We start from the raw sequence: 22,834 nt of genomic DNA, 5'->3' as shown, positions 1-22,834 counted from the left end.
GTGTTAACTTGTGGAAGCAACTATTCAGCCGTTAGATCGCGTTTTCCTTGAAATTGGCCCTCTAACGGTCTACTGGTACGGCGTAATTATCGGTGCAGGTGTTCTATTAGGTCTTTATATTGCGACAAGAGAAAGTGTAAGAAGAGGCTTATCAAAAGATACATTTGTTGATCTTATCTTATTTGCTGTGCCAATAGCTATTATTTGTGCACGAATTTATTATGTATCCTTTGAATGGGGATACTATTCAAAGCATTTAAATGAAATACCTCAGATTTGGCAAGGTGGGATTGCCATTCATGGGGGCTTAATCGGAGGCGTATTAACTGCCATTGTGTATTCGAAAGTAAAAAAAATTTCATTTTGGAAGTTGGCTGATATTGCTGCGCCTAGTTTAATCCTTGGCCAAGCCATTGGGCGCTGGGGAAACTTTATGAATCAAGAGGCACATGGGGGCCCGGTTACCCGTGCTTTTTTAGAAGGGTTGCACCTTCCAAATTTTATCATTAACCAAATGTATATTAACGGTACATACTATCATCCTACGTTTTTATACGAATCATTATGGGATTTTGCCGGATTTATCCTGTTGATGGTACTTCGCCGCACCAGTCTGCGAAAAGGAGAAATTTTCTTATCTTATTTAATCTGGTACTCAGTTGGACGCTTCTTTGTAGAAGGGCTTCGCACGGATAGTTTAATGCTGACGCATACACTCAGAATCGCTCAAGTTGTTTCACTCGCACTGATTGTAATAGCCATTATTTTAATTATTGTCCGCCGCGTGACGGGCATGAGTAAACAGAAATACTTAGAGAATGAAGAAGCACAATCTAAGGCGTAAATGAAGAAAAGCTACAAGATTTACACAAACTTGATTTGACGCAAGGGAAGGAAATGAATAATGACGATTAATACGGTTTTGTTTGATTTAGACGGTACGTTAATTGATACAAATGAATTAATTATTGCTTCATTTACTCATACGCTTAATCACTATTATCCTGAACAATATACTCGTGAAGATATTTTACAGTTTATGGGACCTCCTTTATACGACACGTTTGTAGAAATGGATAAAACGAAAGTAAACGAAATGATTGAGATGTATCGCACGCATAATCTAGCTAATCATGATTTGCTTGTTAAAGAATTTGAAGGCGTACTTGAAACAGTTAAATGGCTGCACGAGCAGAATTATAAATTAGGCATTGTCACAACAAAGCAAAGAAATACGGTCATGATGGGGCTTAAGTTAACAAAGTTAGACCAGTTCTTTGATACGATTGTTGCAATTGAAGACGTAACAAATGCAAAGCCGCATCCTGAGCCAGTAGAAAAAGCACTGAAGCTGCTTAATGCTAAACCTGAAGAAACGCTGATGGTGGGAGATAACCATCATGACATCGTTTCTGGCCAAAGAGCTTATACGAAAACAGCTGGAGTTGCTTGGAGCGCAAAAGGAAGAGATCATATCGCTTCTTATAATCCTGATATTATTTTAGAGAATATGACGGATTTAATTGATATATTAAAAGGAGAACGTCAGTGAGAAAAACGACGCGCTATCCGGTTAAAGGAGCTAATTCCCTTTGGCATGTCTATAAGACCGTGCCTTTTTGGAAAGTAGTGCGCAACTTCCTAATCATTCAATGCGCTCGCTATACGCCTTTTCTTTTGATGAAAAACTGGCTGTACAAAGCGTGCCTAGGGATGAAAGTAGGACCTCAAACATCCTTTGCCCTTATGGTGATGCTCGATATTATGTTTCCTGAAAAAATACAAGTAGGACGCAATACGGTTATCGGATACAATACAACTATTCTCGCTCATGAATATCTGATAACGGAATATCGTCTTGGAGATGTCATCATTGGGGATGAAGTGATGATTGGAGCAAATAGCACCATCCTTCCAGGCGTAACAATCGGCAACGGAGCGGTTGTAGCGGCTGGAACGGTGGTTCATAAAGATGTAGCACCCGGTTTCTTTGTTGGAGGTAACCCTATGCGTGTCATCTATACAAAAGAAGAAATGGAAAAGCGCAAGGAAGCAGAGCCTAAAGCCACAACTTAGCAAGAACTAAGCTGTGGTTTTTTTTGTAAATTTGAACAGCTGGCGGTTGACGGCTGACTTTATCGGGTGTAAACTATCAATAACTTTAATTTGTTATTTCGCTAATACATTAGCGTGATAAAGCGAAATCAACCTATCAATAATAGATAAAATCAAGCTTAAAGGACGTGTCGGAATGTCAAAGTTATTTATGTTTGAAAAACCCCTTGGAATGAGAGATACCCTGCCAGCTCTTTTTGAAAGAAAAAAACAAGTTCGCAATCAGCTGGCAGATGAAATCAGCAGCTGGGGCTATCAATATATGGCAACGCCTACTGTGGAATACTACGAGACGGTAGGAAGCGCATCAGCTATTTTAGATCAACAATTGTTTAAACTTTTAGATAAAGAAGGGCATACGCTTGTGCTGCGACCGGATGTAACAACGCCATTTGCACGTGTGGCCGCTTCAAAACTTTTAAATAATTCTCCTTTGCGCTTAGCTTATGAAGCAAATGTATTCCGAGCTCAGCAGCGTGAGGGCGGCCGCCCGGCGGAGTTTGAACAAATAGGCGTTGAGCTAATTGGAGACGCTACGATGAGCAGCGATGCTGAAGTGATTGCTCTCATGATCGGCGCGTTAAAAAGAGCGGGACTTAAATCATTTAAAGTGGCAATTGGCCATATCGGGTTTGTTAATTCGCTTTTTTTAGAAATTGTCGGAAATGAAGAACGTGCTAACGTGCTTCGCCGCTTTTTATATGAGAAAAATTACGTGGGTTATCGTAATCATGTAAAAGATTTGAATCTATCTTCTATTGATAAACAGCGTCTCCTTCAGCTGCTTAACCTGCGCGGAGATGAAAAGAAGATTGAAGAAGCGGTTGAACTAGTTGAAAACGAAGCTGGTAAAAAAGCAGCCGGTGATTTGAAAAAGCTATGGAATATGCTTGATGCGTACGGTGTAACGGATGAAATTAAAATTGATTTTAACTTAGTCAGTCATATGAGCTATTACACAGGTATTTTATTTGAAGTCTTTGCTGAAAACGTTGGTTTCCATATCGGTAATGGAGGACGTTATGACCAGCTTCTTGAAAAATTTGCGTCTAAAACACCAGCTACAGGATTTGGAATTCAGCTCGACCGCTTAATTGAAGCGCTGGGCGAAGAAGTATATGAGCCTTCAGCAGTATACGGCATATTATATAGCCAGGAGCGTTTAGATGAGGCATTAGCTTTAGCTGCTGAACAGCGCAAGCAAGGATACCGGGTAGTGACTCAGGAAATTGCAGGCGTTGATGATGTTGATGTATTTACTGCACAGTTTGAAGAAGTCACGTTTCTAATTGGAAAACGAGGCAAGGGGGGACAATAATGAGTGAACTATTAACAATTGCAATGCCAAAAGGACGTATTTTTGAAGAAGCAGCTGAACTTTTGCGTCAAGCAGACTTTCAATTGCCGCCAGAATTTGACGATTCGCGCAAGCTGATTGTAGACATTCCTGAAGAGAACATGCGCTTTATTTTAGCAAAACCAATGGACGTTACTACTTATGTAGAATACGGGGTAGCGGATCTTGGTATTGCAGGTAAAGACGTAATGTTAGAAGAAGAAAGAGATGTCTATGAGCTGTTGGATTTAAATATTAGTAAATGTCATCTGGCCGTTGCCGGTTTGCCTAATGCTAAAAAATCAGAAATTGCTCAAAAAGTGGCAACCAAATATCCAAATGTAGCATCTACTTATTTCAGGGAGCAAGGAGAGCAAGTAGAAATTATTAAATTGAATGGTTCCATTGAATTAGCGCCTTTAATCGGCCTGGCTGATCGGATCGTTGATATTGTATCAACAGGACAAACACTAAAAGAGAACGGACTTGTTGAATTGGAGCACATTGAAGATATTACATCGCGTTTGATTGTGAACCCTGTGAGCTATCGTTTAAAAGACGAACGAATTGATGATTTAGTGAATCGTTTAGCCCAAGTGGTTCAACCTGTATAAAAGAGGTGACATACATTGAAAATTACACGTGTAACAGAACAAGTGAGCTTAAAACGTACGATTGATCAAGGAACGAGTGCTCAAAGAGAAATTGTCGTAAATATTTTAAAGCAGGTGCAAGAGCAAAAAGACGAAGCTTTAAAAAGGTATACAGCCCAATTTGACGGCGTTGAGCTTTCTTCTTTGCTTGTGACAGAACAAGAAAAGAAGCGTGCTTATGAGCTGGTTGATGCAGATATGCTGTCAATCATTCGTGAAGCTGCTGACAACATTCGTGATTACCACGAAAGAATGGTCGAGCAGTCTTGGATGACAACAAAAGAAGATGGAACCATTTTAGGGCAGAAAGTAACGCCTTTAGATGCAGTAGGTGTTTATGTACCGGGAGGCCTTGCGGCTTATCCTTCTTCCGTTTTAATGAATGTCATTCCTGCTCAAGTGGCAGGTGTAAAACGTATCGTGATGGTTTCACCTCCAGGAAAAGACGGCGCGCTTCCTGCTGGAGTAGTGGTAGCAGCGAGTGAGCTTGGGGTCAAAGAGATTTATAAAGTAGGGGGAGCTCAGGCAGTAGGGGCACTTGCCTATGGAACAGAAACAATTCAATCCGTCGATAAAATTGTAGGGCCAGGTAATATCTTTGTTGCATTAGCGAAAAGGGAAGTATATGGCTTAGTAGACATTGACTCAATTGCTGGACCTAGTGAAATTGTCGTACTAGCAGACGATACGGCTAAGCCGAACGAAGTGGCCGCTGATTTATTGTCTCAAGCAGAACATGACAAATTAGCTTCAAGTATTTTAGTTACACCTTCTATGAAATTAGCCGAAGCTGTTAAAGAAGAAGTGGAAAGACAAGTGGAATCTTTACCTCGTAAAGAAATTGCAAAACCTTCTATTGATAACCATGGCGCTATTTATGTGACCGGGTCATTAGAAGAAGCGATTGAAGCTGTTAATCAATTAGCTCCTGAGCATTTAGAAATTATGACTGAAAGTCCGCTTGAACTTTTAGGTTCCATTCGTCATGCCGGTGCTATTTTTCTAGGAAGATACAGCTCAGAACCTGTTGGCGATTATTTCGCGGGACCAAACCATGTTCTTCCAACAAATGGGACAGCAAAATTCTCAAGTCCTTTATCAGTTGATTCATTTGTGAAAAAGTCTAGTATCATTTCATACAGCCAACAAGCTCTGCAGAAAAATGTCTCGAAAATCGCAGCATTTGCTCGTTTAGAAGGGCTAGAAGCTCATGCAAGGGCGGTTGAAGAACGCTTTAAAAAATAAGGTGGAGATTAAAAGAAAAGAGTAGAAATGTTCTTTTCTTTACTTATTACATGCACAGTTGAAAGGAGTTTCACAATGAGAGAGTCAAGTATTAAACGTACAACAAACGAAACGGATATTGCATTAGCGATTGGAATCGATGGAGAAGGAAAAGCGAGCATTGATACAGGCGTTCCTTTTTTAAATCATATGCTCGATTTATTTACAAAACACGGACAGTTTAACCTTGATGTAAAAGCAGATGGAGACACGGAGATTGATGATCACCATACAACGGAAGATATCGGTATTTGCCTTGGTCAAACGTTCAAAGAAGCGCTCGGTGATAAAAAAGGAATTAAGCGCTATGGAAATGCTTTCGTACCAATGGATGACGCGTTGGCTCAAGTGGTAGTAGATTTAAGCAATCGTCCTCATTTTGAATTTAAAGGTGATATTCCCGCGCCGCGCGTCGGTACATTTGATACAGAGCTTGTGTATGAATTTTTATGGAAATTTGCATTAGAATCTCGCATGAATGTACATGTAATTGTACACTACGGTAAAAATACGCACCACATTATTGAAGCGGTGTTTAAGGCTTTAGCACGTGCTTTGGACGAAGCGACAACGATTGATCCGCGTGTCAAAGGTGTGCCTTCGACGAAAGGGATGTTGTAAATGATTGGAATTGTCGACTATGGGATGGGCAACTTATACAGCGTAAGTAAAGCTCTTGAACGATTAAACTATGATTATATTATCTCGGCAGATCCTGCAGAACTAAGAAAGGCAAAAGGGCTGATTCTTCCTGGAGTTGGAGCATTCAAAGATGCGATGGAACAGCTGAATCAAACAAAGCTGACGGACTTTATTAAAGAAGAAGTAGCAAAAGGAATGCCTTTGCTTGGAATTTGTTTAGGTATGCAGCTTTTATTTGAAGAAAGCGATGAGAACGGCGTAACAAAAGGGCTGGAACTGTTAAAAGGGAGAGTCGAGCGTATTCCCGGCATTACTGCCGAAGGACAGACATATAAAGTTCCCCATATGGGCTGGAATTCTTTAGATTTTCATCAGCAGTCTGCTCTGCTTGATGGAATCAGTGAAGGTCATGTGTACTTTGTTCACTCTTATTACGTAAAAACAAATGATCAAGACGTGCTTTTAGCAACAAGTCCTTATGATGTCGAAGTTCCAGCAGTTGTTGGAAAAGCACACGTATTTGGCACTCAATTCCACCCTGAAAAAAGCAGTGCAATCGGAATGCAAATGCTGCAAAATTATGCAAACTTCGTAGAGAAAAGGAGCCCATCGTATGAGCAAATTTGAAATATATCCAGCCATTGATATGCGCGGAGGAAAGTGCGTCCGTTTGCTTCAAGGAGATTACTCAAAAGAAACGGTGTACGGAGATTCTCCGGTAGATATGGCCACACAATTCGCAAGTGAAGGCGCTCAGTGGATTCACATGGTTGATTTAGACGGCGCAAAAGCGGCCAAGCGCGTGAATGATGAATTTGTGCTAGGCGTGAAAAAGAAATTAGATGTACGTGTGCAAATTGGAGGAGGCATTCGCTCAGAAGCTGACGTTGCTTACTATTTAGAAAACGGAATTGACCGTGTTATTTTAGGAAGTGCAGCTATTTCTAATCCTGAATTTGTGAAAAAAATGCTGAAGGAATATGGTGCGCGTATTGCTATTGGTATTGATGCACGTGATGGCTATGTTGCGACGGAAGGCTGGGTGGAAACATCTACAATCAAAGCGACAGAACTAGGAAAAGAATTGGCTAATGCTGGTGCGGAAACATTTATTTTCACGGATATTTCTACTGATGGTATGCTGTCTGGTCCTAATGTGGAAGGAATTGTTGAAATGGCTAAGGCTACTGGAAAAGGTGTGATTGCATCAGGGGGAGTTAGTAAACTTGCTGATCTAGATGCACTAAAGAAATATGAAGCTGACGGTGTTATTGGTGCCATCGTAGGGAAAGCACTTTATACAAATAAGTTTACAGTAGCTGAAGCACTTCAAGAGGTGAAAGCGTAATGATTACAAAACGAATCATTCCTTGTTTAGATGTAAAGGACGGCCGTGTGGTAAAAGGAGTTCAGTTTGTGGAACTTCGAGATGCAGGAGATCCTGTAGAATTGGCGAAATTTTACGATGAAGAAGGCGCAGACGAATTAGTCTTTTTAGACATTTCTGCTTCTCATGAAGGACGCAAAACGATGGTACATGTTGTAGAAGAAGTAGCATCTCAGCTAGCGATTCCTTTTACGGTGGGCGGAGGAATTAATGCATTAGAAGATATGAAAAGAATGCTTCGTGCTGGTGCAGACAAAGTGTCATTAAATACAGCGGCCGTACTCAATCCAACACTGATTACAGAAGGGTCCGACTTTTTTGGAGCTCAGTGTATTGTGGTAGCCATCGATGCTAAGTACGATGAAAGCTTACAATCATGGCGAGTCTACACACACGGAGGCCGCAACGCAACGGACTGGGAAGTAATCGACTGGGCCAGAGAAGCAGTGAAGCGCGGTGCGGGTGAGATCTTGTTAACGAGTATGGATAAAGACGGTGAAAAATCAGGGTTTGATTTAGCATTAACCAAAGCAGTCAGCCAAGCGGTGAGCGTTCCTGTTATTGCTTCTGGCGGCGCAGGAAATGGTCAAGATTTTGTCGATGCGTTTGAAAAAGGGAAAGCTGACGCGGCTTTGGCGGCTTCGATCTTTCACTATAAAGAAACATCTGTAAAAGAAATTAAAAGCTATGCAAAACAACAAGGAGTGAGCATTCGATGACGATTGAAAACATTAAATTCAACAGTGATGGACTTGTGCCAGCTATTGTACAAGATGCTGTGAGCAAAGAAGTTTTAACATTGGCTTATATGAACGAAGAATCACTTCAAAAATCAATTGATACACGTGAAACATGGTTTTACAGCCGTTCTCGACAAGAGTTGTGGCACAAGGGTGCAACCTCTGGAAACATACAAAAAATTGTGAGCATGGCATATGACTGTGATGCTGATTCTCTTGTTGTAAAAGTGGAGCCTCAAGGTCCTGCTTGTCATACGGGCGCTTACAGCTGCTTTAATGAAACAATTCTTGGTGAAAATAAACAAAATGATAATCGGTTTGCTATTATTAATGAGCTAGAAGAAGTAATCGCTAAGCGTGAAGCTGAAATGCCAGAAGGAGCTTATACGACGTACTTATTCGATAAAGGCGTAGATAAAATCCTCAAAAAAGTAGGAGAAGAAGCTGGTGAAGTGATTATTGCAGCAAAAAATCGTGACCATGATGAGCTGAAGTGGGAAGTTGCAGATTTATTGTACCACGTACTTGTTTTACTTCGTGAGCAAAAGCTGCCTTTAGACGATGTCCTATCAGTATTAAAAGAGCGTCACTCTAGCTAATAGCTACATAGTGAAAGGAGAGAAGGAGTTGTCTCATTTTAGATAAAAGAGGCAAAACCTTCTCTTATTTGTGTCCAGAAACGACTGTTTACAGGCTCCTTTTTTGAATAGAGGTATTAAACTTCTTGGCAAATGTGATATACTACGAACGTCGAAATTATCAACTTATTTGGAGGGCTTAATGGAAAAACACTCAAAAGTAATTCAAAAAATGGCACAAGTAATTCCATTTTCGCAAACGGGTGACTTCTATTTCGAAAAAGCGCTGCAGGCGTTTGAAGAAGAGGAGTCGGATAAAGCGCTCAAGTATTTAACGCGTGCAAACAAAGAAAATGCCCGTAATCCACAGCTTCTTACAAACGTTGGAGTAGCTTTAACGGAGCAGGGAGATTATCAAGATGCCAACGAGCTTTTTCTCCATGTGATTCATCATATGGACGATACATTAGGAAGCTGTTACTACTATATAGCCAACAGCTATGCGCATCTTGGACTGTTTGAAGAATCAAAAAAATACGCGATGTATTACATTGAGCATTTTCCAAATGGTGACCTCTTTCGATCGGCTACAGATCTGTTAGATTTACTATCAATTGATGTGGATGAAGAAGATGAAGAGCCTAAAAATCAGCTAGGCGACATGCTGATTATAAAACAAGAACAAGCAAAACGACTGCTTGAAGCAACGAATTTTGAAGAAGCAGTGGATTTGTTAACTGAAATAATTGATGAGTATCCAGAATTCTGGTCTGCATATAATAATTTAGCGTTAGCTTATTTTTATTTAAATAAAATTGATGAGGCAATGGATTTGCTGAATGAAGTATTGGAGAAAAACCCTGGAAATCTTCATGCGTTATGCAATCAGCTGATTTTCTATTATTATTGCCATAAGCATAAAGAAGTTGAGGAGCTTACAGACGGGCTTAGCCGCGTTTATCCAATGTCATTTGAACACCGCTATAAGCTTGGAGCAACATTTGCATTGATTGGTCAATACAAACTATCATACAGATGGTTAAAAAAGCTTTATACACAAGGATTTCAAGGAGACAACTCATTTCATTATTGGCTCTCATATGCCTCTTACTATACCGGACGTGAAGCGTTCGCTAAAGAAATGTGGAAGCTGGCATTGGAAGACGTTCCCGATAAAGAAGGAGAGGAGCCTTGGCGCATCAGTCAAAAAGCTGCGAAGGTTTTTCAATCGAAAGTGGATGTTACAGCGAAAAAGAAGTGTGCAACAAAAAATGTTCACGATCAGCTTTACAGCTTGTATATGGCGAAGAAGCTTCCTGAACAGCAGCGTCTGCTCCTTTTAGAAGAAATCAAGTCGTCCATACATATGAGTACACTTTTGGATGAAGTATATACGTATGTATGGCAGGATAAACAACATGTGATTTTTGAGGTGGCAGATGTTATTGAACTGGAGATGGAATCGCAGAATGAAAGTGATACCCAGGATCTTTTAAGCTTTTGGTTTTATGTATATGTACAGGTATATAAACAATCCTATGATTTTCAGCATGTGAACGTAAATGCATGGGCCGCAGCCGTCACATATATATGGGCGAAAGAACAAAACCAGTCTATTACTCAAGCCGATGCGGCAAAACAATATTCCATTTCCGCTGCAACAGTGAGAAAGTACAGTAAAATTGTGAATACGTTATTAAATTGAGCAAAAAAATAGACGGTAATAGGAAGAACATATTAGGATAGTGGTAACGAAATAATTATCCATAAATTTGGAATCAACTACGAAGGAATTTCCTAAAAGGAGTGTAAAGCAATGACAGAAGAAAAAATTTATGATGTCATTATTATTGGGGCAGGTCCAGCAGGTATGACTGCTGCTGTATATACATCTCGTGCAGATTTATCAACACTAATGATTGAACGCGGAATTCCAGGCGGTCAAATGGCTAATACGGAAGATGTAGAAAACTATCCAGGTTATGATCATATCCTTGGTCCTGACCTTTCTAACAAAATGTTTGAGCATGCAAAAAAATTCGGTGCGGAATATGCGTACGGTGATATTAAAGAAATCATCGACGGAGAAGAATACAAGACAGTTCGTGCAGGCAGCAAAGAATATAAAACACGTTCAGTAATCGTTGCTACGGGTGCTGAATATAAAAAATTAGGCGCGCCAGGAGAAAAAGAACTAGGCGGCCGCGGCGTATCTTATTGTGCTGTATGTGACGGTGCATTCTTTAAAGGTAAAGAGCTAGTTGTTGTAGGCGGTGGAGACTCTGCGGTTGAAGAAGGCGTATATTTAACACGCTTCGCAACAAAAGTAACAATTATTCACCGACGCGATGAGCTTCGCGCGCAGAAAATCCTACAGCAGCGTGCATTTGATAACGAAAAAGTTGACTTTATTTGGAATACAACGGTCAAAGAAGTAAATGAAAAAGACGGTAAAGTAGGAAGCGTAACGTTGGTAGATACAAAAACAGGTGAAGAGCGCGAGTTTGGTGCGGACGGCGTATTCATTTATGTTGGAATGGTTCCACTAACAAAACCATTCGAAAGCCTAAACATCACGAATAAAGAAGGATATATTGAAACGAACGAGCAAATGGAAACAAAAGTACCAGGTGTGTTCGCAGCTGGAGACGTTCGTGAAAAGGCTCTTCGTCAAATTGTAACAGCTACAGGCGATGGCAGCATTGCTGCTCAAGCGGCTCAGCACTATGTAGAAGAGTTAAAAGAAAAGTTAAAAGCTATTCAGCAATAAGGCTGAAATCAATCTTTTACAAAACGTAATTCGGTTTTAACTGTTCTGTAACACCTGTGAAACATTGATGGGGTACTATATAGATAGTAATTGACCCCCTTTTATAAAATATATGTATGTCGGGCATAGGACGTGTTCCTATGCCTCTTTTTTGTGACTATAACAGATTGAATTTACGTATATAACAGCAATGGATTATTTTCAGAAAATTTAGTAATAGTTAGTTCATCTCCGTTGTGAGAGAAGTTTGTTTCGTAGTATAATAAAAGAAAATGTCAGTATACATATGATGAGGTGGAAAACATGCAAAGGGTCACAAATTGTGTATTAATGAAAGATGATAAAGTATTGTTGCTTCAAAAGCCACGAAGAAACTGGTGGGTGGCCCCGGGTGGGAAAATGGAGCAAGGAGAATCTGTAAAAGACTCTGTTGTAAGAGAATTTCGTGAAGAAACGGGAATTTATTTGAAAAATCCCACTGTAAAAGGTATCTTTACTTTTACGATGAAAGAAAACGATCAAATTTCATCTGAATGGATGATGTTTACTTTTTTTGCTACAGATTTTGATGGGACAAATGTGCTAGAATCAGAAGAAGGCAAACTCGGTTGGCATAATTTGAGTGAAGTAAGTGAATTGCCGATGGCACCGGGAGATCATCACATTATCGATTATGTAGCAAAAGGGTCGGGTGTTATTTATGGCAACTTTACGTATACAACGGATTTCGAGTTATTATCTTATCGAATTGATCCTTGTTAATGATAAATAGACATGTATGCATAGATTGAGGGGGATGGAAAATGAGTACTGGGTCTGTAAGCGATATTCAATTGGTGATTATTACTGGAATGTCAGGTGCAGGAAAAACAGTAGCAATTCAGAGTTTTGAAGATTTAGGGTTCTTTTGTGTAGATAATTTACCCCCTACATTGCTACCGAAATTTTTAGAACTCATGAAAGAGTCAGGGAATAAAATGAATAAAGTTGCTCTTGTTATGGACTTGCGAGGCAGAGAGTTTTTTGAAAGCCTGTTTGAAGCATTAGATAACATGAGTGAAACAACGTGGGTCACGCCACAAATTTTATTTTTAGATGCAAAAGATTCTGTATTGGTGACGCGCTATAAAGAAACGAGACGTTCACATCCGCTAGCTCCTTCGGGTTTACCTTTAGAAGGAATTGGTATGGAACGTGAGCTTCTTGAGGAGTTAAAGGGAAGAGCTCAGCTTATTTATGAGACGTCAGAGCTAAAACCAAGAGAGCTTAGAGAAAAGATTTTAACTCAGTTTTCGTCGCACGCTTCACAGGTTTTTACTGTTAATGTGATGTCGTTTGGTTTTAAATATGGTGTACCTATTGACGCTGATTTAGTCTTTGATGTGCGCTTTTTGCCAAACCCTCACTACATTGACCATATGCGCCCTAAAACAGGGCTTGAAGAAGAGGTTTCTTCTTACGTATTAAAATGGACGGAAACTCAAAAGTTCATTGAAAAAGTAGTAGACTTACTTTCGTTTATGCTTCCACAGTACAAGCGAGAAGGTAAAAGCCAGCTGGTCATTGCTATAGGATGCACAGGCGGACAGCATCGCTCCGTCACATTAGCTGAATATTTAGGTCACCATTTCCAGAATGAATACAAAACTCATATTTCTCATCGTGACATTGAGAGGAGAAAGGAAAATCATAGATGAGCAGTGAACAGCTTCCAAAAGTTGTCGTCATTGGGGGAGGAACGGGTTTACCAGTGCTGTTAAGAGGGTTGAAGGAATACCCTCTTGATCTTACAGCCATCGTAACCGTAGCAGACGACGGGGGAAGTTCTGGCCGATTGCGCGATGAACTTGAAATCCCTGCTCCTGGTGATATTCGAAATGTGCTAGTTGCTTTATCAGATGTAGAGCCACTAGTTGAAGAGCTTTTTCAGCATCGATTTGATACAGGAAATGAGCTTACAGGCCATTCTCTTGGCAATTTGTTGCTTGCAGCTATGACGTCTATTACTGGCGATTTTGTGCATGCTATACGAGAAATGAGCAAAGTACTAAACGTCAGAGGGAAAGTACTTCCAGCAGCTAATCAAAGTGTTGTGCTGCATGCGGAGATGCAAGATGGATCCATCGTAACAGGTGAATCTAAAATTCCAGAAGTTAATAAAAAAATTAATAAAGTATTTTTATCGCCCGCCGATGTGAAGCCGCTTGTCGAGACAATAAAAGCGATTCGACGCGCTGATTTAATTGTGTTGGGGCCCGGAAGTCTTTATACAAGTATTTTGCCGAATTTACTGGTGCGGGATATTTGTAACGAGCTTTGTTCGACAAAAGCAAAGAAAGTGTACGTATGCAACGTGATGACGCAGCCGGGTGAGACATTGGGTTTTAAGGCAAGTGATCATATTAAAGCGCTTTACAATCATATGCCTTGTGCATTTTTAGATGCGATTATCGTCAATAATGCGCCTATTCCAGCGCCTTTGAAAAAGAAATATCAAGTAGAGCAGGCTCAGCCTGTAGAATATGATCGTGAAGTATTGCTAAAATTAGGGTTAGAAGTGATTGAAGATCAAATTATTCAGTATGACGGCAGCGTAATTAGGCATGATACAAAAAAAGTAGCAAAGCTTGTGTATTCTATGCTGACATCGCTGCAAGGTAAAGCGAATACGGGTGTTTAACACTATTTCCGTATGTAGATTGGAGGTGAAGTTATGTCATTTGCATCAGAAACAAAAAAAGAGTTAACGAATTTAGAAGTCAAAGATTGCTGTGCAAAAGCAGAGCTTTCTGCATTAATTCGAATGAATGGTTCACTTTCTTTTTCGAATAAAAAATTTACGGTTGATGTTCAAACAGAAAACGCAGCGATTGCTCGGCGCATTTATGTCCTGCTTAAGAAAAATTATGATGTGTCAGTAGAACTGCTTGTGCGTAAGAAAATGCGGTTGAAAAAAAACAATGTGTATATTGTTCGATTAGTAGAGAAAACGAGAATGCTTTTGGAAGACTTAAAAATTGTAGAAGAAGGATTCACGTTTACACATCGTATTTCACCAGAGCTAGTACAAAAAAAATGCTGTAAGCGATCCTACTTAAGAGGCGCATTTTTAGCGGGCGGTTCTATTAATAACCCAGAGACATCATCGTACCATCTTGAAATCTTTTCATTGTATGAAGAGCACAACGAAGCTTTATGCAATTTAATGAACGAGTTTCAATTGAATAGTAAAACATTAGAACGGAAAAAAGGCTATATTAACTATTTGAAAGAAGCTGAAAAAATTACGGAGTTTCTAAATATCATTGGAGCCCATAACGCTCTGTTACGGTTTGAGGATGTAAGAATCGTCCGAGATATGCGAAATTCCGTTAATCGCTTAGTTAATTGTGAAACAGCTAACTTAAATAAAACGATCGGAGCGGCTATTCGTCAAGTGGAAAACATTCGTTATATTGATGAAACAGCTGGCTTAGATATCTTACCAGAAAAGCTAAGAGAAATTGCTCGTTTACGTGTGGAATACCAAGACGTTACGTTAAAGGAGCTGGGTGAGATGGTATCGGGAGGTCAAATTAGCAAATCGGGCATTAACCATCGGTTGCGTAAAATTGACCAAATAGCAGACAAGCTTCGCGCCGGTCAGCCAGTCACATAAGGGGAATTGCAAGGGGGAGGATTTTATCATGGAAAAACAAGTAGAAGTAAAATTAAAAACGGGATTACAAGCTCGTGTTGCCGCACTATTTGTGCAAGAAGCAACTCGTTTTACATCTGATGTGTACTTGAAGAAAGATGAGAAAGTGGTCAACGCTAAAAGTATCATGGGGTTAATGAGCTTAGCGATTAATAACGGTTCTCTTATTACGCTCATCGTTGAAGGGGTAGATGAAAAAGAAGCAATGGATGCGTTAGTAGCTTACGTAGAGAACGATGCATAAAAAAGCCTTTCCCGCTGCGGGAAAGGCTTTTTTTTATTTAGGGTCGCTTTCTAATACTTTGTCAATTAGACCGTATTCTAAAGCGCGTTCAGCAGTCATGAAATTATCACGATCTGTATCACGTTGTAGCACTTCTAAAGGTTGACCTGTACGCTCAGCTAAAATTGAATTTAGTTTTTCGCGTAAGAATAGAATACGTTTTGCCGCAATTTCGATTTCAGTAGCTTGTCCTTGAGCACCACCAAGAGGTTGATGAATCATTACTTCGCTGTTTGGAAGAGCAAAACGTTTGCCCTTTTCACCAGCAGCCAGTAAGAAAGCACCCATTGATGCAGCCATACCGATACAAATTGTAGAAACTTTTGGCTTAATGAATTGCATCGTATCGTAGATAGCCATTCCAGCTGTAATAGAGCCACCTGGACTGTTGATATAAAGTGAGATATCTTTTTCTGGGTCTTCAGCAGCTAAGAATAGAAGCTGAGAAACGATTGAGTTAGCTACATTATCATCAATAGCACTACCTAAAATAATAATGCGGTCTTTTAACAAACGTGAATAAATGTCATAAGCACGTTCACCACGGTTTGTTTGTTCAATAACTGTAGGAATTAAGTTCATATTAAATTCCTCCTTAACAAGAATAATTTGTTATGTACCTATAATACACGTATGGTCAATAAAGGTCAAACAAAAGAACCTCTACTACACATATTCGCTTAAAAGACTATGTATTCCTCTTTGACATTATTAAAATTTTTCCCCCTTCTAAAAAAAATAAACGTAGTATTCTATTGAAAAGAGAAGTTTTCTCTCCTATAATGGAAGTTGTGACAAATATGCCCTCGTAGTGTAGTGGATAGCACAAGAGATTCCGGTTCTCTTAGGGTGGGTTCGAATCCTGTCGAGGGCGTCTTAAAACGTTGCGGATTACGCAACGTTTTTTATTTTGAGTAAAAAGGCTCATCTTCTCAAAAAATAATATTTATTTTTCTCCTCCAATCCTTTATACGCGCAAGGAAGCAAGAAATTAATTCCATTGTACCGGTTGCGGAATTTGTCAGAATACTATAAAACAGTATATAAGGAAAAGAAACACGGAGGAGGAATAAATATGAAATATATGAACAAACTTTTCATTGTCAGTGCATCGGTAGCATTATTGCTGTCTGCATGCGGGACGAACGAAGATTCTGCTCAGCCGAAGTCTAATGATCAAGCAGAAAATGTTCAGCAGGACACAGCTTCTAAATCTGATCAAACATCAGGCGCTGCAAAAGAAGATTCGAAAAAAGATGCGGATTCTTCCGAGGTCTCAGCCAAACCTTCAGGAAGTCAATCATCAACTAGCGAAACAGCGGAAGATGGACAGTCAACGTCTTCTTTAGAAACAAAACTAACAAAAAGCCCAGAACAAGATTATTCTATTCAAGTAATGGACGGTTATAAACTAACGGGTGAAGAACCAGGAAAAGATGCGTTAGTATTAACTTCAGATGATTCTCAATTTATGCGTATTGAAATGCTTTCATCAGAAGTATCGATGGATGACGCTGCTCAATCTGTTAAACAAACGGCAACAGCAGTTAATAAAAATGCAGCAGAGAAAAAGAATCTTGAAGAGAATGGAATCTTCAAAGATTCTGTTTGGTATGAAGCCACATCTGGGGACCATACGGTAAACGCCGTGTTGGTTAAAGGAAAGAAACCAATGAAGCTAATCATCTTCACGAAAAATGAAGAAGGAAACTTGGACAAGTTTATGCAAATGGCACAAACCATTCAATAAGCAATTTTTCTATATATTATACACATGCAGAAAATTCGACATGACGAAGAAAACGTCATGTCGGATTATTACTCGGATCATGTGGTTGGTGCGAATTATAATGAAAAGTTATAAAGGTGCATAACTCTATTACTTTTTTGATGGTTAATAATTAAAAATAGGATGAACCGCTTCGTTAACAAAGGTTGACGAAGATTTTTTGATGAAAAAATTACATATAAAAAATAGTTACATGCTCTTTGAAAGCGTTTTTATAGTAAAATAGATGAAGGGGAGGGGAGAAATAATGGAAATTGGATTATTTCAGCAGCAGTCGTTAAAGCTGACGATGTCAAAAGAATTATCACAAGCTATTTCTCTTTTACAATATTCATCGATGGATATTGTAGCGTTTTTACATGAGCAGGCGCTTCAAAATCCGCTTATAGATTTTTCAGAGCTGCCCGTCTATACATCTCACAATCAAAAAAATCATGCAACTTCTGATTCAACAGATTATATGAGCAGTATACCAGCTCCTAAAGAAACGCTGTACGAACATTTAATGAATCAATCCGCATTATTAAAGTTAGATGAATGTGAGCAGGCAGCCGTTGAGTTTGTTATTAATAGCCTGGATGATGCTGGCTATTTGCACGATGAGTTAATCATACTTGCTAACCAGCTTGGCCAAGATCAGGAGCAGGTTGAAAAGGCTCTCCAGCTTGTGCAGCAGATGGACCCGGCAGGAGTAGGGGCAAGAAGTTTACAAGAGTGCTTAATGCTTCAATTAAAAAGGAATAATCAATGGACAGAAAAAATAGAGCAAATTTTGACACATCACTTTGAGGAATTCGCGTATAAAAAATGGATGAAAATCTCAAAGTTATGTCAAATCTCACTTGAAGCTCTTCAACACTTACATGAACAGATTAAGAAATTAAATCCTCGTCCTGGATCGTTTTATATGAAGTCCAATGAACGATTCATTGTACCGGATTTTATTGTAAAAATTGAAGATGGAAATGTCGTTGCTTATGCAAATGAGGATTTGGAACCTCGACTTTCAGTGAATGAACAATACAAACTTCAGCTGAAAAATAGGCAGAACCAAGAAATGTTTTCTTATTTGCAAGAGAAATATCGTGAATTCCAATGGATTATGAAAAGTTTACACACACGCAAAGATACATTAAACGCATTAATGAATACCTTACTCGTTGAACAAGAAGCATTTTTTAAAAAGGGTCCTTCGTATTTGAAGCCGTTAACAATGAAGGAAGTAGCGGAACAAACGTCTGTGCATGAATCAACGATTAGCCGTGCTACTCGGCACAAATATATTCAAACGCCTTTTGGCACCTTTTCAATGAAATCTTTTTTTTCAACTAGTATTCAACTGGGCAACAACGAAGCGACTTCTACAACTCACGTAAAAGAACTGCTTAAAAAGCTAGTAGCAGAAGAAAACAAACAGCGTCCGCTTTCAGATCAGCAGTTGGCTAACGTTTTGCAAAGCAATTATAACGTTACTATTTCAAGAAGAACGGTAGCCAAATATCGAGATCAATTAAACGTTCTACCATCCAGTCAACGAAAACTTTTTGTCACGCAGTAAAGGAGTGGGAATGTGGAGGTCGTACTGTATACTAAAAATGGCTGTCACTTATGCGATGATGCAAAGAAGCTGCTTGCAGAGCTGCAGTCGGAGTTTCCCTTTCAGCTTATTGAACGAGATATTTACAAAAACGATGAGTGGCTGGAAAAGTATCACCTTGCCATTCCTGTAGTAGAAATGGATGGAGAAGAAGTAGAATATGGAAAAATAACAGGTATTCCGTTAAGAAAACGCTTACTTTTAAAAATAGGCAACACATGAGTTGAATAAAGGATTCACTCCTGTTAGAATAGATTTTGTAGCAGGGTGAATTTTTTTTGCGCAAGGTGGGACATAATATGTCTATACGGGACAAAAAATGTCCAGCGAGTTTATGCCTTAAGGGGATTTTAACATGCGTTCTTTAATAGAAGTACAACGAAAATTATTACCTGAACTTCTCTCAGTTATGCAAAAGCGCTATCAAATCTTGCAATACATACGTTTAATGCAGCCGATTGGCCGCAGAAACTTAGCTGTAAGCCTTGGGCTAACAGAGCGTGTGTTACGAAGCGAAGTAACATTCTTAAAAGAACAAGATTTGATTGACATTTATCCTAGTGGAATGACGCTTACAAATGAGGGAGAGCTCCTTCTGGCTGAATTAGAAGAAGTAATGAAGGAAGTTTCAGGACTTCGGTTATTGGAAACAACATTAAAAGAGGCGTTTTCTTTATCAGAAGTTGTTGTTGTATCTGGAGATAGTGATCAGTCTCCTTGGGTCAAAAATGAAATGGGTCGAGCATCTGTTTCGTGTATCAAGGAGCGCCTTGTTGGTCAAAAAAATACCGTTGCTGTTACAGGTGGTACGACGCTTGCCGCCGTTGCCGAAATGATGACACCTGATTTAAAACACCCTGATGTACTTTTTGTACCTGCTCGCGGAGGGCTAGGGGAAAATGTACAAAACCAAGCAAATACGATTTGTGCTAAGATGGCTGAAAAGTCCATGAGTCACTATCGCTTGCTTCATGTTCCAGATCAGCTTAGTGATGAAGCATACCGATCTATTATCGGTGAACCATCTATTAAAGACATGCTTCATTTAATTAAGTCCGCTGGTATGGTTGTTCACGGAATAGGAGACGCTATGACAATGGCAGAACGCCGTAAAACACCACAAGCAGACTTAGAAAAAGTGAAAAATGGACATGCTGTAGGTGAGGCATTTGGATACTATTTTAATCATCAAGGCGAAGTTGTTCATAAAGTTAAAACAGTTGGCATACAACTCGATGATTTAAAGAACAATAAATGTGTTATTGCTGTTGCAGGAGGTTCATCAAAAGCAAAGGCAATTAAAGCGTTTATGCAACAAGCGCATGATTCGATTCTCATTACAGATGAAGGCGCCGCAAAAGAGTTAGTAAGGGGTTTTAATTAATCCCTCATATAAAAAATACTTTTTACATTCAAGGAGGAAATACCCATGGCAGTAAAAATTGGTATTAACGGATTTGGTCGTATCGGCCGTAATGTATTCCGCGCAGCTTTAAAAAATGATAACGTTGAAGTAGTAGCAATCAACGACTTAACAGATGCTAACATGCTTGCTCACCTTTTAAAATATGATTCTGTACACGGAAAATTAGATGCAGAAGTAGTAGTAGATGGTAGCAACTTAGTAGTAAACGGTAAAACAATCGAAATCTCTGCTGAACGTGACCCAGCTCAATTATCTTGGGGCAAACAAGGCGTAGAAATCGTTGTTGAATCTACTGGATTCTTCACAAAACGCGCTGACGCTGCAAAACACTTAGAAGCAGGAGCTAAAAAAGTAATCATCTCTGCTCCAGCATCTGACGAAGATATCACAATCGTAATGGGTGTTAACGAAGACAAATACGATGCGGCTAACCACAACGTAATTTCAAACGCTTCTTGTACAACTAACTGCTTAGCGCCATTTGCTAAAGTGTTAAATGACAAGTTCGGTCTTAAACGCGGAATGATGACAACAGTTCACTCTTACACAAACGACCAACAAATCTTAGACTTACCACACAAAGATTACCGTCGTGCTCGTGCAGCTGCTGAAAACATCATCCCAACTTCAACTGGTGCTGCTAAAGCTGTATCTCTAGTATTACCTGAATTAAAAGGTAAATTAAACGGTGGAGCTATGCGTGTTCCAACTCCAAACGTTTCTTTAGTAGACTTAGTTGCTGAACTTGACAAAGAAGTAACTGTTGAAGATGTAAACAACGCTCTTAAAGAAGCTGCTGAAGGCGATCTTAAAGGTATCCTTGGTTACAGCGAAGAGCCACTAGTATCTGGTGACTACAATGGTAACATCAACTCTTCTACAATCGATGCATTATCTACAATGGTAATGGAAGGTAACATGGTTAAAGTTATCTCTTGGTACGATAACGAGAGCGGATATTCTAACCGTGTAGTAGACCTTGCTCAATACATCGCTGCTAAAGGACTATAAGAATAACTTAAAATTCGCTTCTATTTTATTCAATAAGACAGAAATCGACTAGACTTTCCTTTTTTATTGGATATCTGAAAATAGAACGACTATAATAAGACTTGCTAAGGAAGAGAGGGGCATACCCCCTCTTCCTTGATTTATGTATTGGCTTCTACATGAAAAAGCGTCATAAGCAGCTAACTGGAGTTTCACTTTATATAGAAAGGCGCCAATATATAAAATGAAATCTACGGTGGTTTGTGGATTGATGATTACATAGAAGCCTACTTGCTTAGTACCATAAATACTTAAGGAGGCCTTTTAACGATGAACAAAAAAACGTTGAAAGACATCGATGTAAAAGGAAAGCGAGTATTTTGTCGCGTAGACTTTAACGTACCAATGAAAGACGGAAAAGTAACAGATGAAACTCGTATTCGTGCAGCTATTCCTACTATTCAATATTTAGTAGAACAAGGTGCAAAAGTAATTTTAGCTAGCCATCTTGGACGTCCAAAAGGCGAAGTTGTTGAAGAGTTACGTCTAAATGCTGTTGCAGAACGTTTACAAGCTCTTCTTGGTAAAGACGTTGCAAAAGCTGACGAAGCTTTTGGTGAAGAAGTAAAGAAAACAATCGACGGCATGAGCGAAGGCGATGTTTTAGTACTTGAAAACGTACGTTTTTACCCAGGTGAAGAGAAAAACGATCCTGAATTAGCAAAAGCATTTGCTGAATTAGCAGACGTGTACGTAAACGATGCATTCGGTGCAGCTCACCGTGCGCATGCTTCAACAGAAGGAATTGCACAACATATTCCAGCAGTAGCAGGTTTCTTAATGGAAAAAGAGCTTGATGTGCTTTCAAAAGCATTATCAAACCCAGAACGTCCATTTACTGCAATCGTTGGTGGAGCAAAAGTTAAAGACAAAATCGGTGTAATTGACCACTTGCTTGATAAAGTAGATAACTTAATCATCGGTGGAGGACTTTCTTACACATTTATTAAGGCACTAGGCCATGAAGTAGGTAAATCACTTCTTGAAGAAGACAAGATTGAACTTGCAAAATCTTTCATGGAAAAAGCTAAGAAAAACGGAGTAAACTTCTACATGCCAGTGGACGTGGTAGTAGCAGATGACTTCTCAAATGATGCTAATATTCAAGTTGTATCAATTGAAGATATTCCAAGCGATTGGGAAGGCTTAGACGCAGGACCGAAAACGCGCGAAATCTATGCTGACGTAATCAAAAACTCTAAGTTAGTTATTTGGAATGGACCAATGGGTGTATTTGAATTAGACGCATTTGCTAACGGAACAAAAGCAGTAGCAGAAGCTTTAGCAGAAGCAACTGACACATATTCAGTAATCGGCGGAGGAGACTCTGCAGCAGCTGTTGAAAAATTCAACTTAGCTGATAAAATGAGCCATATTTCTACAGGTGGCGGTGCGTCACTAGAGTTTATGGAAGGTAAAGAACTTCCAGGCGTAGTTGCATTAAACGATAAGTAAGTTTATGTTTCAGTAAGACGGAGGACCGACCT

Annotated in this window: 25 protein-coding genes and 1 tRNA gene; 25 read left to right on the top strand and 1 reads right to left on the bottom strand. The window is 39.4% G+C overall.

The window, feature by feature from the left end; translation table 11 throughout:
* Positions 1 to 10: 10 nt before the first annotated feature.
* From lgt to AC0KUU_RS22100, 18 genes are all read left to right on the top strand, one after another.
* Positions 11 to 844: a prolipoprotein diacylglyceryl transferase gene (gene lgt / locus AC0KUU_RS22185; RefSeq protein WP_013085403.1), complete on the top strand. Its 834-nt coding sequence runs from the start codon at positions 11 to 13 to the stop codon at positions 842 to 844.
* A gap of 60 nt (positions 845 to 904) precedes the next feature.
* Positions 905 to 1,552, top strand: coding sequence for a pyrophosphatase PpaX (gene ppaX / locus AC0KUU_RS22180; RefSeq protein ID WP_043977364.1), 648 nt, complete (start codon positions 905 to 907; stop codon positions 1,550 to 1,552).
* On the top strand, positions 1,549 to 2,076 hold the full coding sequence (locus AC0KUU_RS22175; RefSeq protein WP_043977362.1) for an acyltransferase: 528 nt from the start codon (positions 1,549 to 1,551) through the stop codon (positions 2,074 to 2,076). The genes ppaX and AC0KUU_RS22175 overlap by 4 nt, the downstream gene beginning before the upstream one ends.
* 175 nt (positions 2,077 to 2,251) lie before the next feature.
* On the top strand, positions 2,252 to 3,433 hold the full coding sequence (locus tag AC0KUU_RS22170) for an ATP phosphoribosyltransferase regulatory subunit (protein ID WP_043977360.1): 1,182 nt from the start codon (positions 2,252 to 2,254) through the stop codon (positions 3,431 to 3,433).
* Positions 3,433 to 4,065: an ATP phosphoribosyltransferase gene (gene hisG / locus AC0KUU_RS22165; RefSeq protein WP_013059721.1), complete on the top strand. Its 633-nt coding sequence runs from the start codon at positions 3,433 to 3,435 to the stop codon at positions 4,063 to 4,065. Before AC0KUU_RS22170 ends, hisG begins: the two co-directional genes overlap by 1 nt.
* A 15-nt stretch (positions 4,066 to 4,080) precedes the next feature.
* Positions 4,081 to 5,349, top strand: a complete 1,269-nt coding sequence (gene hisD, locus AC0KUU_RS22160; protein WP_013085399.1) for a histidinol dehydrogenase — start codon at positions 4,081 to 4,083, stop codon at positions 5,347 to 5,349.
* 75 nt (positions 5,350 to 5,424) lie between these two features.
* Positions 5,425 to 6,009: an imidazoleglycerol-phosphate dehydratase HisB gene (gene hisB, locus AC0KUU_RS22155; protein WP_043977358.1), complete on the top strand. Its 585-nt coding sequence runs from the start codon at positions 5,425 to 5,427 to the stop codon at positions 6,007 to 6,009.
* Positions 6,010 to 6,657, top strand: coding sequence for an imidazole glycerol phosphate synthase subunit HisH (gene hisH / locus AC0KUU_RS22150; RefSeq protein WP_162215083.1), 648 nt, complete (start codon positions 6,010 to 6,012; stop codon positions 6,655 to 6,657).
* A complete protein-coding gene (gene hisA, locus AC0KUU_RS22145; protein ID WP_013085396.1) occupies positions 6,644 to 7,378 on the top strand; it encodes a 1-(5-phosphoribosyl)-5-[(5-phosphoribosylamino)methylideneamino]imidazole-4-carboxamide isomerase in 735 nt (244 codons plus the stop codon). Before hisH ends, hisA begins: the two co-directional genes overlap by 14 nt.
* Positions 7,378 to 8,136, top strand: a complete 759-nt coding sequence (gene hisF, locus AC0KUU_RS22140; protein WP_322552537.1) for an imidazole glycerol phosphate synthase subunit HisF — start codon at positions 7,378 to 7,380, stop codon at positions 8,134 to 8,136. Before hisA ends, hisF begins: the two co-directional genes overlap by 1 nt.
* Positions 8,133 to 8,756, top strand: coding sequence for a bifunctional phosphoribosyl-AMP cyclohydrolase/phosphoribosyl-ATP diphosphatase HisIE (hisIE, locus tag AC0KUU_RS22135; RefSeq protein ID WP_322552536.1), 624 nt, complete (start codon positions 8,133 to 8,135; stop codon positions 8,754 to 8,756). Before hisF ends, hisIE begins: the two co-directional genes overlap by 4 nt.
* A gap of 181 nt (positions 8,757 to 8,937) precedes the next feature.
* Positions 8,938 to 10,440, top strand: a complete 1,503-nt coding sequence (locus AC0KUU_RS22130; RefSeq protein WP_043977338.1) for a tetratricopeptide repeat protein — start codon at positions 8,938 to 8,940, stop codon at positions 10,438 to 10,440.
* 111 nt (positions 10,441 to 10,551) lie between these two features.
* The gene (gene trxB, locus AC0KUU_RS22125; RefSeq protein WP_013059713.1) at positions 10,552 to 11,505 is read left to right on the top strand and encodes a thioredoxin-disulfide reductase; all 954 of its coding nucleotides are present in this window, start codon (positions 10,552 to 10,554) and stop codon (positions 11,503 to 11,505) included.
* Between the two features lie 303 nt (positions 11,506 to 11,808).
* Complete coding sequence (locus AC0KUU_RS22120) at positions 11,809 to 12,267, top strand: 8-oxo-dGTP diphosphatase (protein ID WP_013059712.1); 459 nt, start codon at positions 11,809 to 11,811, stop codon at positions 12,265 to 12,267.
* Between the two features lie 41 nt (positions 12,268 to 12,308).
* Positions 12,309 to 13,202 (top strand): RNase adapter RapZ, encoded by an 894-nt coding sequence (gene rapZ, locus AC0KUU_RS22115; RefSeq protein ID WP_013059711.1) that lies wholly within the window; start codon positions 12,309 to 12,311, stop codon positions 13,200 to 13,202.
* Positions 13,199 to 14,185 carry a gluconeogenesis factor YvcK family protein gene (locus AC0KUU_RS22110; RefSeq protein WP_097824888.1) on the top strand — a complete coding sequence of 329 codons (987 nt, stop codon included), beginning with the start codon at positions 13,199 to 13,201 and terminating at the stop codon, positions 14,183 to 14,185. Before rapZ ends, AC0KUU_RS22110 begins: the two co-directional genes overlap by 4 nt.
* A 33-nt stretch (positions 14,186 to 14,218) precedes the next feature.
* A complete protein-coding gene (whiA, locus tag AC0KUU_RS22105) occupies positions 14,219 to 15,163 on the top strand; it encodes a DNA-binding protein WhiA (protein WP_013085390.1) in 945 nt (314 codons plus the stop codon).
* Positions 15,164 to 15,191: 28 nt separating this feature from the next.
* Positions 15,192 to 15,446: an HPr family phosphocarrier protein gene (locus tag AC0KUU_RS22100; protein ID WP_013059708.1), complete on the top strand. Its 255-nt coding sequence runs from the start codon at positions 15,192 to 15,194 to the stop codon at positions 15,444 to 15,446.
* 33 nt (positions 15,447 to 15,479) lie between these two features.
* Here the strand turns inward: AC0KUU_RS22100 and clpP are convergent, their stop codons facing one another.
* On the bottom strand, positions 15,480 to 16,067 hold the full coding sequence (gene clpP, locus AC0KUU_RS22095; RefSeq protein ID WP_162215081.1) for an ATP-dependent Clp endopeptidase proteolytic subunit ClpP: 588 nt from the start codon (positions 16,065 to 16,067) through the stop codon (positions 15,480 to 15,482).
* A 220-nt stretch (positions 16,068 to 16,287) separates the two neighbouring features.
* Here clpP and AC0KUU_RS22090 point away from each other — a divergent pair.
* The 7 genes from AC0KUU_RS22090 to AC0KUU_RS22060 all read left to right on the top strand — a co-directional run bounded on the left by AC0KUU_RS22090 (position 16,288) and on the right by AC0KUU_RS22060 (position 22,802).
* Positions 16,288 to 16,359, top strand: a tRNA-Arg gene (locus AC0KUU_RS22090).
* A 201-nt stretch (positions 16,360 to 16,560) separates the two neighbouring features.
* A complete protein-coding gene (locus AC0KUU_RS22085; protein ID WP_322552535.1) occupies positions 16,561 to 17,235 on the top strand; it encodes a hypothetical protein in 675 nt (224 codons plus the stop codon).
* Positions 17,236 to 17,521: 286 nt separating this feature from the next.
* The gene (gene rpoN, locus AC0KUU_RS22080; protein ID WP_043977325.1) at positions 17,522 to 18,832 is read left to right on the top strand and encodes an RNA polymerase factor sigma-54; all 1,311 of its coding nucleotides are present in this window, start codon (positions 17,522 to 17,524) and stop codon (positions 18,830 to 18,832) included.
* 12 nt (positions 18,833 to 18,844) lie between these two features.
* Positions 18,845 to 19,093 (top strand): glutaredoxin family protein, encoded by a 249-nt coding sequence (locus AC0KUU_RS22075; RefSeq protein ID WP_043977322.1) that lies wholly within the window; start codon positions 18,845 to 18,847, stop codon positions 19,091 to 19,093.
* A gap of 133 nt (positions 19,094 to 19,226) precedes the next feature.
* Positions 19,227 to 20,255 carry a sugar-binding transcriptional regulator gene (locus AC0KUU_RS22070; protein ID WP_043977320.1) on the top strand — a complete coding sequence of 343 codons (1,029 nt, stop codon included), beginning with the start codon at positions 19,227 to 19,229 and terminating at the stop codon, positions 20,253 to 20,255.
* Positions 20,256 to 20,300: 45 nt separating this feature from the next.
* Entirely contained in the window at positions 20,301 to 21,308 is a 1,008-nt protein-coding gene (gene gap, locus AC0KUU_RS22065) for a type I glyceraldehyde-3-phosphate dehydrogenase (protein WP_013059702.1), read from the top strand.
* A gap of 309 nt (positions 21,309 to 21,617) precedes the next feature.
* Positions 21,618 to 22,802, top strand: a complete 1,185-nt coding sequence (locus AC0KUU_RS22060; protein WP_013059701.1) for a phosphoglycerate kinase — start codon at positions 21,618 to 21,620, stop codon at positions 22,800 to 22,802.
* Positions 22,803 to 22,834: the final 32 nt, after the last annotated feature.

It is taken from the genome of Priestia sp. ST2, assembly GCF_055810735.1.
The sequence above is the reverse complement of the archived record's forward strand: the minus strand, read 5'-3'. Positions and strand labels throughout refer to the sequence as shown.

What these genes read in the sequence shown, in the direction of transcription:
- hisA (WP_013085396.1), top strand. Translation starts at nt 6,644, where the DNA reads ATGAGCAAATTTGAAATATATCCAGCCATTGATATGCGCGGAGGAAAG.
- AC0KUU_RS22070 (WP_043977320.1), top strand. Translation starts at nt 19,227, where the DNA reads ATGCGTTCTTTAATAGAAGTACAACGAAAATTATTACCTGAACTTCTC.
- AC0KUU_RS22060 (WP_013059701.1), top strand. Translation starts at nt 21,618, where the DNA reads ATGAACAAAAAAACGTTGAAAGACATCGATGTAAAAGGAAAGCGAGTA.
- AC0KUU_RS22130 (WP_043977338.1), top strand. Translation starts at nt 8,938, where the DNA reads ATGGAAAAACACTCAAAAGTAATTCAAAAAATGGCACAAGTAATTCCA.
- hisH (WP_162215083.1), top strand. Translation starts at nt 6,010, where the DNA reads ATGATTGGAATTGTCGACTATGGGATGGGCAACTTATACAGCGTAAGT.
- hisB (WP_043977358.1), top strand. Translation starts at nt 5,425, where the DNA reads ATGAGAGAGTCAAGTATTAAACGTACAACAAACGAAACGGATATTGCA.
- AC0KUU_RS22120 (WP_013059712.1), top strand. Translation starts at nt 11,809, where the DNA reads ATGCAAAGGGTCACAAATTGTGTATTAATGAAAGATGATAAAGTATTG.
- gap (WP_013059702.1), top strand. Translation starts at nt 20,301, where the DNA reads ATGGCAGTAAAAATTGGTATTAACGGATTTGGTCGTATCGGCCGTAAT.
- rapZ (WP_013059711.1), top strand. Translation starts at nt 12,309, where the DNA reads ATGAGTACTGGGTCTGTAAGCGATATTCAATTGGTGATTATTACTGGA.
- AC0KUU_RS22110 (WP_097824888.1), top strand. Translation starts at nt 13,199, where the DNA reads ATGAGCAGTGAACAGCTTCCAAAAGTTGTCGTCATTGGGGGAGGAACG.
- clpP (WP_162215081.1), bottom strand. Translation starts at nt 16,067, where the DNA reads ATGAACTTAATTCCTACAGTTATTGAACAAACAAACCGTGGTGAACGT.
- hisG (WP_013059721.1), top strand. Translation starts at nt 3,433, where the DNA reads ATGAGTGAACTATTAACAATTGCAATGCCAAAAGGACGTATTTTTGAA.
- hisF (WP_322552537.1), top strand. Translation starts at nt 7,378, where the DNA reads ATGATTACAAAACGAATCATTCCTTGTTTAGATGTAAAGGACGGCCGT.
- AC0KUU_RS22170 (WP_043977360.1), top strand. Translation starts at nt 2,252, where the DNA reads ATGTCAAAGTTATTTATGTTTGAAAAACCCCTTGGAATGAGAGATACC.
- AC0KUU_RS22100 (WP_013059708.1), top strand. Translation starts at nt 15,192, where the DNA reads ATGGAAAAACAAGTAGAAGTAAAATTAAAAACGGGATTACAAGCTCGT.
- AC0KUU_RS22085 (WP_322552535.1), top strand. Translation starts at nt 16,561, where the DNA reads ATGAAATATATGAACAAACTTTTCATTGTCAGTGCATCGGTAGCATTA.
- hisIE (WP_322552536.1), top strand. Translation starts at nt 8,133, where the DNA reads ATGACGATTGAAAACATTAAATTCAACAGTGATGGACTTGTGCCAGCT.
- trxB (WP_013059713.1), top strand. Translation starts at nt 10,552, where the DNA reads ATGACAGAAGAAAAAATTTATGATGTCATTATTATTGGGGCAGGTCCA.
- ppaX (WP_043977364.1), top strand. Translation starts at nt 905, where the DNA reads ATGACGATTAATACGGTTTTGTTTGATTTAGACGGTACGTTAATTGAT.
- rpoN (WP_043977325.1), top strand. Translation starts at nt 17,522, where the DNA reads ATGGAAATTGGATTATTTCAGCAGCAGTCGTTAAAGCTGACGATGTCA.
- whiA (WP_013085390.1), top strand. Translation starts at nt 14,219, where the DNA reads ATGTCATTTGCATCAGAAACAAAAAAAGAGTTAACGAATTTAGAAGTC.